At 71.6% G+C, this 11,143-nt stretch carries 11 protein-coding genes; 2 read left to right on the top strand and 9 right to left on the bottom strand.

Translation table 11 applies throughout. The features are described 5' to 3' along the window. Window positions 1–138 precede the first annotated feature (138 nt). A complete protein-coding gene (locus ACFZBD_RS25705) occupies window positions 139–879 on the top strand; it encodes a PIG-L family deacetylase (protein WP_391143684.1) in 741 nt (246 codons plus the stop codon). A gap of 49 nt (window positions 880–928) precedes the next feature. After that, window positions 929–1,222 carry a hypothetical protein gene (locus ACFZBD_RS25700; RefSeq protein WP_391143682.1) on the top strand — a complete coding sequence of 98 codons (294 nt, stop codon included), beginning with the start codon at window positions 929–931 and terminating at the stop codon, window positions 1,220–1,222. Window positions 1,223–1,242: 20 nt separating this feature from the next. On the opposite strand, the gene ACFZBD_RS25695 is transcribed toward ACFZBD_RS25700, so the two are convergent. The 9 genes from ACFZBD_RS25695 to ACFZBD_RS25655 form a co-directional block, all read right to left on the bottom strand. After that, window positions 1,243–1,869, bottom strand: coding sequence for a LysE family transporter (locus ACFZBD_RS25695; protein ID WP_391143680.1), 627 nt, complete (start codon window positions 1,867–1,869; stop codon window positions 1,243–1,245). Beyond that, window positions 1,866–2,177, bottom strand: coding sequence for a DUF2087 domain-containing protein (locus ACFZBD_RS25690; RefSeq protein ID WP_391143678.1), 312 nt, complete (start codon window positions 2,175–2,177; stop codon window positions 1,866–1,868). Before ACFZBD_RS25690 ends, ACFZBD_RS25695 begins: the two co-directional genes overlap by 4 nt. A gap of 98 nt (window positions 2,178–2,275) precedes the next feature. Further along, entirely contained in the window at window positions 2,276–2,938 is a 663-nt protein-coding gene (locus ACFZBD_RS25685) for a maleylpyruvate isomerase family mycothiol-dependent enzyme (RefSeq protein ID WP_391143675.1), read from the bottom strand. After that, window positions 2,938–4,344: an adenosylhomocysteinase gene (gene ahcY / locus ACFZBD_RS25680; protein WP_391143674.1), complete on the bottom strand. Its 1,407-nt coding sequence runs from the start codon at window positions 4,342–4,344 to the stop codon at window positions 2,938–2,940. Before ahcY ends, ACFZBD_RS25685 begins: the two co-directional genes overlap by 1 nt. Beyond that, window positions 4,337–5,197 (bottom strand): methylenetetrahydrofolate reductase [NAD(P)H], encoded by an 861-nt coding sequence (gene metF / locus ACFZBD_RS25675; protein WP_391143671.1) that lies wholly within the window; start codon window positions 5,195–5,197, stop codon window positions 4,337–4,339. The genes ahcY and metF overlap by 8 nt, the downstream gene beginning before the upstream one ends. After that, window positions 5,194–8,655 carry a methionine synthase gene (metH, locus tag ACFZBD_RS25670; protein WP_391143670.1) on the bottom strand — a complete coding sequence of 1,154 codons (3,462 nt, stop codon included), beginning with the start codon at window positions 8,653–8,655 and terminating at the stop codon, window positions 5,194–5,196. The genes metF and metH overlap by 4 nt, the downstream gene beginning before the upstream one ends. Continuing rightward, on the bottom strand, window positions 8,652–9,635 hold the full coding sequence (locus tag ACFZBD_RS25665; RefSeq protein WP_391143668.1) for a PfkB family carbohydrate kinase: 984 nt from the start codon (window positions 9,633–9,635) through the stop codon (window positions 8,652–8,654). Before ACFZBD_RS25665 ends, metH begins: the two co-directional genes overlap by 4 nt. Before the next feature lie 2 nt (window positions 9,636–9,637). Next, a complete protein-coding gene (metK, locus tag ACFZBD_RS25660; RefSeq protein ID WP_391143666.1) occupies window positions 9,638–10,861 on the bottom strand; it encodes a methionine adenosyltransferase in 1,224 nt (407 codons plus the stop codon). Further along, window positions 10,858–11,115 (bottom strand): phosphopantetheine-binding protein, encoded by a 258-nt coding sequence (locus ACFZBD_RS25655; RefSeq protein WP_391143663.1) that lies wholly within the window; start codon window positions 11,113–11,115, stop codon window positions 10,858–10,860. Before ACFZBD_RS25655 ends, metK begins: the two co-directional genes overlap by 4 nt. Between the last annotated feature and the right edge of the window lie 28 nt (window positions 11,116–11,143).

Below are 11,143 nucleotides of genomic sequence, written 5' to 3'. Positions count from 1 at the left end.
CCTGACTCGGGTCACACATCCCATGACGTACTCAATGATTTGAATCTACCAACTTTTTGGGTGGCGCGTAAGTGCCATGTCCGGTTCACGCCACGACATGGCCTTGCGACGCCCCCGACGGGCCAACACGCTTGCCCCATGGAGGACTTCGCGACCGACAGCAAAGACCGCAGCGCCCCCGCATCCCTGCTGGTGGTGGCCGCGCACCCGGACGACATCGAGTTCTGCGTCAGCGGCACGGTGATGCAGTGGATCGAACGCGGGACCCGCGTCACCTACTGCATCGTCACGGACGGCGGCGCCGGCGGATACGACGAGAAGCTCCCGCGCCAGGCCATGGCGGACCTGCGCCGCGCAGAACAGGTCCACTCGGCCAAGCTCAGCGGCGTCGCCGACGTCCGCTTCCTCGGCTACCCCGACAGCTTCGTGGAACCGACGGTGGAGCTCCGCCGCGACCTGTGCCGGGTCATCCGCGAGGTCCGCCCGCAGCGGGCCATCGTCCCCTCCCCGGAGATCAACTGGGCCCGCGCGGCCGACCTCCACCCCGACCACCGCGCCGTCGGCGACGCCTGCCTGCGCGCCGTCTACCCCGAGGCCCGCAACCCCTTCGCCCACCCCTCGCTGCTCCGGGACGAGGGCCTGGAACCCTGGACCGTCCACGAGCTGTGGCTGATGACGGGCCCGACGCCCGATCAGTACGTGGACGTCACCCAGGTCTTCGACCGCAAGGTCGAGGCCCTGCGCATCCACACCTCCCAGACCGCGCACTTCGACGACCTGGCCGGACTGCTACGGGAGTGGCTGAGCGAGCACGCCACGGCGGGAGGCCTGCCGGCCGGCCGCATGGCGGAGGCGTTCCAAATCGTGCACATCGACTGACGGCCGCTCCCGGAGGGCGCCGGCAGGGGCCGGCGCCTACGATCGGCCCATGTCGAACCTCTCCCTGTGGTCACGGGACTCGGTCCTGTCGATCGGCTCCGTGGGCTCGGTGCTCTCCATCGGCTCGGTCGGCTCCGCCCTGTCCATCGGCTCGATCGGCTCCGCCGCCTCTGCCGCGTCCGTCGGATCCTGGCTGAGCGCCGGCTCCCTGCTCTCCGCCCGGTCCTGCTGGTCGGTCATGTCCTGGCGCTCCCGCCGGGGCGTGATGACGGCGGGAGCCCTCGCGGCCGCCCTCACGACAGCCGCCGTCCTGACCGCCGCGGGGGCCCGGGGACGGGGATGACCCCGAGAGGCCCCCGCGCCCTACGCCACCAGGTGCACCGCCAGGCCGGTGATCAGGGCGCTGGACACGAGGGCCGTGCCCAGGCGGCCCCGGGGGCCCGTCAGGGTGCGGCCGAGGAGGGCGCCGCCCGTGGCCAGGAGGAGTTGCCAGCTCGCGGAGGCGGCGAGGGCGGCGAGGACGAAGACGGTCCGGTCCAGCGGGGTCGCGGGCCCGGAAGGACCGGTCGCCAGGATCAGGGCCACGAAGTAGATCACGGTCATCGGGTTCAGGACCGTGATGCCCAGGAACGTGAGGAAGGCCCGCCGCGGGGTGAGCGGGGCGGCGCCGTCGGCCCGCCGCGCGAGGGTGCGGGCGCGGTAGACCCGTACCGCCGTCCAGGCCGCACGGGCCGCGAGGCCCACCAGGACCACCGCCGAGACCCACCGCAGCGGCCCCATGACCGGGGCGAGGAGCGGGACGAGCGCCGAGCCGCCCACGACCGCGAGCAGGGCGTAGAGCCCGTCCGCCGCCGCGACGCCGAGGGCCGCGCCCGCGCCCGTACGCCAGCCGGTGCGGGCCGTGACCGCCACGAGATAGGCGCCGACCGCGCCGACCGGGATCGCGATGCCGTAGCCGGCCAGCAGGCCGGCCAGCAGCGCGGCCGTCACGCGACGGACGGGATCGCGCCTCCGGGGGAGCCGGGCCGCTGCTGTCGGCGGTAGGCCGAGCCGTCCTTCGTACGGGAGAGCAGGCCGCCGGTCACCAGATAACGGCGCAGGGCCGGGAAGTCGTCGTGGACGGTCGACAGCGCTTCGTTGACCTCGCGCTCGCTGTAGGTGCGGGCGGGCTCGAAGAGCGTCGCGGCCAGATGGGCGAGGAGCTGCTCCCGACGGGCCGGCCTGCGCGGGATCGCCTTCAGGCGTCCGTCCGTCGAGAAGAGGTCCGCCACCGGGCGGGGTTCGGCTGGGAGAGTCATACGCCGAACAGTGACGCGCGGCCCCGGGCCCGGGCAAAGCATTTTCCCGGACCGCGCGGGCCGGGCGGCCGGGCGGCCGGCCCGCCCGGAGACACGCCCTAGCGGTAGATGCACAGCTCCCGCTCCGTCGCCCCCCACAGCTCGTACCGCGTCCGCACCAGAGGGCGGCCCGCGTACAGCCGGATCAGGGTCGCCGCGTCACCCGTGAAGCGGGCCGGGGGGCGGCCGGGGGTCTCGTCGCCGAGGACGACCGGAGTCCCGCGGTCGTGGAGGGCGGCCACTAGGCGGGGTGTCTCGCGCCTGCGGCTGACCACCGCGAGCAGCGGGAGCGCCAGGTCCAGGCCCGCCGAGCCGCCGTACGCGCCGGGGACGCCGAACGCCTCGCGGACGTCGCCCGCGTGCACCCACTCCCCCAGCGCCACCGCGTCCAGCAGTCCGTCCGTCGTCTCCGCGATCACCGGACCCGCCTCCGACAAGCCGCGCTCCAGCTCGTCCAGGATCCGGCCGAGCGGCCAGGACTCGCGCTCGGCGACGTCCGCCGCGTTCGCGTCCGGCAGGAAGACGCCCTCCTCCAGCCGGCCCTCGACGATCCGGACCAGGGCCGCCCCGCAGTGGGCGATCACCTGCCGGGCCGTCCAGCCCGGGCACGCCGTCCGCAGTTCGAACGCCGCCTCCGGGGTCCGCCGCAGCAGCGGCATCAGCGCGTCCCGTTCCGTACGCAACAACCGGTCCGGGAGCCAGGGATCACGTACGTACGACATCAGTAGCGGTAGTGGTCCGGCTTGTACGGGCCCTCGACCCGGACGCCGATGTAGGCGGCCTGCTCGGGGCGCAGGGTCGTCAGCTTCACGCCGAGGGCGTCGAGGTGGAGGCGGGCGACCTTCTCGTCCAGGTGCTTGGGCAGGACGTAGACCTCGGTCGGGTACTCCTCCGGCTTGGTGAAGAGCTCGATCTGGGCCAGGGTCTGGTCCGCGAAGGAGTTCGACATCACGAACGACGGATGCCCGGTCGCGTTGCCCAGATTGAGCAGCCGGCCCTCGGAGAGCAGGATCAGGACCTTGCCGTCGGGGAACGTCCAGGTGTGGACCTGCGGCTTGACCTCGTCCTTCACGACACCCGGAAGCTTGGCAAGCCCCGCCATGTCGATCTCGTTGTCGAAGTGACCGATGTTCCCCACGATGGCCTGGTGCTTCATCCGGGCCATGTCCGAGGCCATGATGATGTCCTTGTTGCCGGTCGTCGTGATGAAGATGTCCGCCGTCTCCACCACATCGTCCAGCGTGGCCACCTGATAGCCGTCCATCGCCGCCTGCAGCGCACAGATCGGGTCGATCTCCGTCACGATCACCCGCGCACCCTGACCACGCAGCGACTCCGCACAGCCCTTGCCCACATCGCCGTACCCGAACACGACCGCGGTCTTCCCGCCGATCAGCACGTCGGTGGCACGGTTGATGCCGTCGATCAGGGAGTGACGGCAACCGTACTTGTTGTCGAACTTCGACTTCGTCACCGCGTCGTTCACATTGATCGCCGGGAACAACAGCGTGCCCTCGGACATCATCTCGTACAGACGGTGGACACCCGTCGTCGTCTCCTCCGTCACGCCGCGGATCTCCGAGGCCATCGCCGTCCAGTCCAGTGTGGAGCGCCCCAACAGCTCCAGCACGACCCGCAGTTCGTCGTTGTCGGCCGTCGACGGGTCCGGGACCGCGCCCGCCTTCTCGAACTCGACGCCCTGGTGGACGAGGAGGGTGGCGTCGCCTCCGTCGTCCAGGATCATGTTCGGCCCCACGGCGTCCGGCCAGGTCAGCGCCTGCTCCGTACACCACCAGTACTCCTCCAGGGTCTCGCCCTTCCAGGCGAAGACCGGAATGCCGGCGGCGGCGATCGCCGCGGCCGCGTGGTCCTGGGTGGAGAAGATGTTGCAGGACACCCAGCGCACCCGCGCGCCGAGGGCGACCAGGGTCTCGATGAGGACGGCGGTCTGCACGGTCATGTGCAGCGAGCCGGTGATCCGGGCGCCGGCGAGGGGCTGCCGCTCGGCGTACTCGCGACGGATCGACATCAGGCCGGGCATCTCGTGCTCGGCGAGGGTGATCTCCTTGCGGCCGTACTCCGCCAGCGAGAGGTCGGCGACCTTGAAGTCGGTGAAGGCGTCAGACATGGGCAACGCTCCTTGCGTTCATGATGCTCCGGTGGATTTCCAGGGCCGCCGTCGACCTGTTCAGCGTGATGTAGTGCAGGCCCGGCGCCCCCTCGTCGAGCAGTCGCAGGCCCATCGCCGTCGCGTGCTCGACGCCGATCCGGTACGCGGCCGCCGGGTCGTCCCGGGCCGCCTCCAGGCGGTGGGCCAGCTCCTCGGGGAAGGCGGCGTCCGACAGCTCGGCGAAGCGGCGGATCTGGCGGACGTCCGTGGCCGGCATGATCTCCGGGATGATCGGGATGTCGCAGCCGGCCGCCGCGACCCGGTCCCGCAGCCGCAGATAGTCCGCCACGTCGAAGAACATCTGCGTGATGGCGTAGTCGGCGCCCGCCCGGCACTTGGCGACGAAGTGGGCGAGGTCGCTCCGCGGGCTCCCGGACCGTGGGTGGCCCTCGGGGAAGGCGGCCACCCCGATCCTGAAGTCGCCCAACGAACGGACCAGTTCGATCAGTTCGTAGGCGTACGTGAAGCCGTGCGGGTGCGGTGTCCAGGGGCCGCGCGGGTCGCCGGGAGGGTCGCCGCGGAGCACGAGGACGTCCCGTACCCCGGCGTCCGCGTAGGCGCCGATGACGGCCCGCAGCTCCGCCACCGAATGCCCGACCGCCGTCAGGTGGGCGACCGGCCGCAGGGTCGTCTCCGCCGCGATCCGCTGCGTGACCTCGACCGTCCGGTCGCGGGAGGACCCGCCCGCGCCGTACGTCACCGACACGAAGTCCGGGGCCAGGGCCTCGACGCGGCGGATCGCCTCCCACAGGGTCCGCTCGCCGCGGTCCGTCTTCGGCGGGAAGAACTCGAAGGAGAAGGTGGGGTTCACGGGCGCCGGCCTCCCGCGTTGAAGTAGCTCGCCTCGGGGTGGTGGACGACGATCGCGTCCGTCGACTGTTCGGGGTGGAGCTGGTACTCCTCGGACAGCTCGACGCCGATCCGCTCCGGCCGCAGCAGCGCGGCGATCTTCGCCCGGTCCTCCAGGTCGGGGCAGGCCGGGTAGCCGAGGGAGTACCGGCAGCCCTGGTACTCCGTCCGCAGCATCCCCTCGATGCCCGCGGGCTCCGAGGCGCCCGCGATGCCCCACTCGGCGCGGACGCGGGCGTGCCAGTACTCCGCGAGGGCCTCGGCGAGCTGCACCGACAGTCCGTGCAGCTCCAGGTAGTCGCGGTAGCGGTCCGCGGCGAAGAGCTTCGCGGTCTCCTCTCCGATCCGCGATCCGACGGTGACGACCTGGAGGGCGACGACGTCGACCTCGCCCGAGTCCTCGGCGCGGAAGAAGTCGGCCAGACAGAGGCGGCGGCCCCGCCGCTGGCGGGGGAAGGTGAAGCGGGTCCGCTCGCCTCCGTCCTCGTCCAGGACGATCAGGTCGTCGCCCTTGGACACACAGGGGAAGTAGCCGTGCACGACGGCCGCTTCGAGGAGTCGGTCCGTCTGGAGCCGGTCCAGCCAGCCGCGCAGCCGCGGCCGGCCCTCCGACTGGACGGTCCCGGCGTCCTTCAGGCCCCACTGGCCCTTGAAGAGGGCGCCCTCGTCGAGCCAGGAGGCGTACTCCTTGAGCTGGATGCCCTTGACGACCCGGGTGCCGAGGAACGGCGGTTCGGGGACGGGGCGGTCGGCGGCGACGTCCGAGCGGCCGGCCGGCTCGGGCTCCCGTACGTCGAGGAGGGGCGTGTCCCGCTTCGGCACCCTGCGCTGCTTCCGCTCCGGCAGTACGGCCCCGGGGACGCCCCGCTTGACCGCCATGAGGGCGTCCATCAGGCGCAGGCCCTCGAAGGCGTCGCGGGCGTAGCGGACCTCGCCCTGGTAGATCTCGTGGAGGTCCTGTTCGACGTAGGCGCGGGTGAGGGCGGCGCCGCCGAGGATGACGGGGAAGTCGGCGGCCAGGCCGCGCTGGTTCAGCTCCTCCAGGTTCTCCTTCATGATCACCGTGGACTTGACCAGGAGGCCGGACATGCCGATGACGTCGGCGCGGTGTTCCCCGGCGGCGTCCAGGATCGCGGAGACGGGCTGCTTGATGCCGAGGTTGACGACGTTGTAGCCGTTGTTGGAGAGGATGATGTCGACGAGGTTCTTGCCGATGTCGTGGACGTCGCCGCGTACCGTCGCCAGCACGATGGTGCCCTTGCCGTCGGCGTCGGTCTTCTCCATGTGCGGCTCCAGGTAGGCCACCGCGGTCTTCATGACCTCGGCGGACTGGAGCACGAACGGCAGCTGCATCTGTCCGGAGCCGAACAGCTCGCCGACGACCTTCATGCCGTCGAGCAGCGTCTCGTTGACGATCTCGAGGGCCGGCTTGGTCTGGAGGGCTTCGTCGAGGTCGGCCTCCAGGCCGTTCTTCTCGCCGTCGACGATCCGCCGCTTGAGCCGCTCCTCCAGCGGCAGCGCGAGCAGCTCGTCGACCTTCCCGGCCCGCAGGGACTTCGCCGTCGCGCCCTCGAAGAGTTCGAGGAGGCGCTGGAGCGGGTCGTAGCCCTCCCTGCGCCGGTCGTGGATCAGATCGAGCGCCACCTCGACCTGTTCCGGCTCCAGCCGGGCGATCGGCAGGATCTTCGACGCGTGGACGATCGCCGAGTCGAGCCCGGCCTTCACGCACTCGTCGAGGAAGACCGAGTTCAGCACGATCCGGGCGGCCGGGTTCAGACCGAAGGAGATGTTCGACAGCCCCAGCGTCGTCTGCACGTCCGGGCGGCGCCGCTTCAGCTCCCGGATGGCCTCGATGGTGGCGATGCCGTCCTTGCGGGACTCCTCCTGCCCCGTGCAGATGGTGAACGTCAGGCAGTCGATGAGGATGTCCGACTCCCTGATGCCCCACCGCTCCGTCAGATCCGTGATGATCCGCTCCGCGATCGCGACCTTCGCCTCGACCGTGCGGGCCTGGCCCTCCTCGTCGATCGTGAGCGCCATCAGCGCGGCCCCGTGCTCCCGGGCGAGCGCCGCGACCTTGGCGAACCGGGACTCCGGTCCGTCGCCGTCCTCGTAGTTCACCGAGTTGATCACCGCGCGGCCGCCGAGCTTCTCCAGGCCCGCCCGCAGCACCTCCACCTCCGTGGAGTCCAGCACGATCGGCAGCGTGGAGGCGGTCGCGAACCGGCCCGCCAGCTCCTCCATGTCCGCGACACCGTCACGGCCGACGTAGTCCACGCACAGGTCCAGCATGTGCGCGCCCTCGCGGATCTGGTCGCGCGCCATCTCCACGCAGTCGTCCCAGCGGCCCTCCAGCATGGCCTCGCGGAACTTCCTCGACCCGTTCGCGTTCGTCCGCTCGCCGATCGCCAGGTACGCCGTGTCCTGCCGGAACGGCACATGGCCGTACAGCGAGGAGGCGCCGGCCTCCGCCTGGGGAGCCCGCGCCGTCACCGCCGCTCCCCGGACCCGCTCCACGACCGCCCGCAGGTGCTCCGGAGTCGTACCGCAGCAGCCGCCGACCAGCGACGGACCGTACTCCCGGACGAAGCTCTCCTGCGCGTCGGCCAGCTCGGCCGGGGAGAGGGGATAGTGCGCGCCGTCCTTGCCGAGGACCGGCAGGCCCGCGTTGGGCATGACGGACAGCGGAATACGGGAGTGCCGGGCCAGATAGCGCAGGTGCTCGGCCATCTCCGCAGGACCGGTCGCGCAGTTCAGGCCGATCACGTCGATGCCGAGCGGCTCCAGCGCCGTCAGCGCGGCGCCGATCTCCGAGCCGAGCAGCATCGTGCCCGTCGTCTCCACCGTCACCTGGACGATCAGCGGCAGGTCGTACCCGCACCACTCCAGGGCCTGGCGGGCGCCGACGACGGCCGCCTTCGTCTGCAGCAGGTCCTGCGAGGTCTCGATGAGCAGCGCGTCGGCGCCGCCCCGGACGAGCCCCTCCGCGTTCTGCCGGTACGCCTCCCGCAACGGCTCGTACCGGATGTGGCCCAGCGACGGCAGCTTTGTGCCCGGGCCCATGGAGCCGAGGACCCAGCGGGGGCGCCCGTCGACGGCCGTGTGGGCGTCGGCGGTGGTACGGGCGATCCGGGCGCCGGCCTCGGACAGCTCGTAGACCTGGTCCTCGATGCCGTACTCCGCGAGGGCGGCCAGGTTCGCGCCGAAGGTGTTGGTCTCGACGCAGTCCACGCCGACGGAGAAGTAGGCGTCGTGGACGGAGGCGACGATGTCGGGGCGCGTGACGTTGAGGACCTCGTTGCAGCCCTCCAGGTTCCGGAAGTCGTCCATCGTCGGATCGGCGGCCTGGAGCATCGTGCCCATCGCCCCGTCGGCCACCACGACCCGGGTGGCGAGCTCGTCCCGCAGCGACCGTCTCATGACAACCCCGCAAGGTGGACGAGGAGTTCGGCCGTGCAGGCCGTGCCGTACGTCGTCCTGATCCGCTCCACGAGGTGGTCCCGGCGCAGCCGGTACTCCTGCGTCCCCACGGAGTCGAGGACCGTCGCGGCGACCGCGCAGCCCAGCCGCGCCGCGCACCACTCCGGCACGCCCCACAGCGTCCCGGCGAGGAATCCGGCCCGGAACGCGTCCCCGACGCCGGTCGGATCGACGACCTCGGGCACCCGGACCGCCGGCACCGACAGCGGGGCGCGGCCCTCGCCCCGGACGCGGACCCCGGCCTCGCCGTGCGTGGTGACCCAGGCGCCGACGCGGCGCAGCACCTCCGCCTCCGGCCACCCCGTCCTCTCCTGGAGCAGAGCCGTCTCGTACTCGTTGGTGAAGAGGAACCGGGCCCCGTCCACCAGCTCCCGCACCTCGTCCCGGCCGAGCCGCGCCAGCTGCTGCGACGGGTCGGCCGCGAATGGAATGCCCAGGTCACGGCAGGTGCGGGTGTGCCGCAGCATGGCCTCGGGGTCGTCCGGGGAGACCAGGACCAGCTCCAGCCGCCCCACCCGAGCGACGACGTCCCGCAGCTCGATCGCGCGGGCCTCCGCCATCGCCCCGGCGTAGAAGGTGGCGATCTGGTTCTGCTCCCGGTCGGTGGTGCACACGAACCGGGCGGTGTGCAGGGACGCGCTGACGCGCACCGCATCGGTGTCCACACCGTGGTCCTTCAGCCAGACGCGGTACGGATCGAAGTCGGCGCCGACCGCCCCCACCAGGACCGGGCGCAGGCCGAGCGTCCCGAGCCCGAAGGCGATGTTCGCTGCCACCCCGCCGCGCCGTACCTCCAGGTTGTCGGCGAGGAACGACAGGGAGACCCGGTCCAGACGGTCCGCCAGCAACTGCTCGGTGAACCGTCCGGGGAAGGTCATCAGATGGTCGGTCGCGATGGAACCCGTGACAGCGATACGCATGCTCAGACCCCTTCGTCCCGGCGCGCCGCCCTCTTCAGCGCGTCCACGCGGTCCGTGCGCTCCCAGGTGAACTCCGGCAGCTCGCGGCCGAAGTGGCCGTAGGCGGCGGTCCGGGCGTAGATCGGCCGCTTCAGGTCCAGGTCGCGGATGATCGCGGCCGGCCGCAGGTCGAAGACCTCGCGCACGGCCGCCTGGACGGCCTCGTCCGGGAGCGTGCCGGTGCCGAAGGTCTCGACGAAGAGACCGACCGGCTCGGCCTTGCCGATGGCGTACGCGACCTGGACCTCGCAGCGCGAGGCGAGGCCGGCCGCGACGACGTTCTTCGCGACCCAGCGCATCGCGTAGGCGGCCGAGCGGTCCACCTTCGACGGGTCCTTGCCGGAGAACGCGCCCCCGCCGTGCCGGGCCATGCCCCCGTACGTATCGATGATGATCTTCCGGCCGGTGAGTCCGGCATCGCCCATAGGGCCGCCGACCTCGAAGCGGCCGGTCGGGTTCACCAGCAGGCGGTAGCCGTCCGATTCGAGGTTGACGCCCTCCTCGGCGAGCGCCTTCAGCTCCGCCTCGACCACGAACTCCCGGATGTCCGGGGTCAGCAGCCCCTCCACGCTGATGTCGGCCGCGTGCTGCGAGGAGACGACCACCGTGTCCAGCCGGACCGGCCGGTCCCCCTCGTACTCGATGGTGACCTGCGTCTTGCCGTCCGGGCGCAGATACGGCACGGTCCCGTTCCTGCGGACCTCCGTCAGCCGGCGCGCGAGCCGGTGGGCCAGGGCGATCGGCAGCGGCATCAGCTCCGCCGTGTCGTCGCAGGCGTAGCCGAACATCAGCCCCTGGTCGCCGGCGCCCTGCGCGTCCAGCTCGTCCGAACCGCCCTCGACCCGCGACTCGTACGCCGTGTCCACGCCCTGCGCGATGTCCGGGGACTGGGCGCCGATGGAGACCGACACCCCGCACGAGGCTCCGTCGAAGCCCTTGGCGGACGAGTCGTAGCCGATGTCGAGGACCGCCTCGCGCACCAGCCGCGCGATCGGCGCGTACGCGGTGGTGGTGACCTCGCCCGCCACGTGCACCTGGCCCGTGGTGATCAGGGTCTCCACCGCCACCCGCGAGGACGGGTCCTCGGCGAGCAGCGCGTCGAGGATCGTGTCGCTGATCCGGTCGGCGATCTTGTCGGGATGTCCCTCGGTCACCGACTCCGAGGTGAACAGGCGGCGGCTGCTCATGCCCGGCCCACCTCCGCACGGACCGGGGCGAAGAAGTGGGCGTCGATCGCGGCGAGCGTCCGGATGGAGTCGACCTCCAGGGTCTCCATCTGGATCGACCGGCCGCTCTCCTGCTCCAGCAGGAAGACGAACTCGACGAAGGACAGCGAGTCGATGAGCCGGTTCTCGATCAGGTCCAGGTCGGGCGCGATGTCCTCGCGCTCCGGGTGGCGGTCGAGGATCCAGCTCTTCACCTGCTGCAGGCCGTCGGCCATGATTGCTCTCCTTTGCGATGCCTGGTTG

The organism is Streptomyces sp. NPDC008121, from assembly GCF_042957155.1.
In the GTDB taxonomy this organism is placed as follows: Bacteria; Actinomycetota; Actinomycetes; order Streptomycetales; family Streptomycetaceae; genus Streptomyces.
This window is presented reverse-complemented; position numbering and strand designations above follow the sequence as displayed.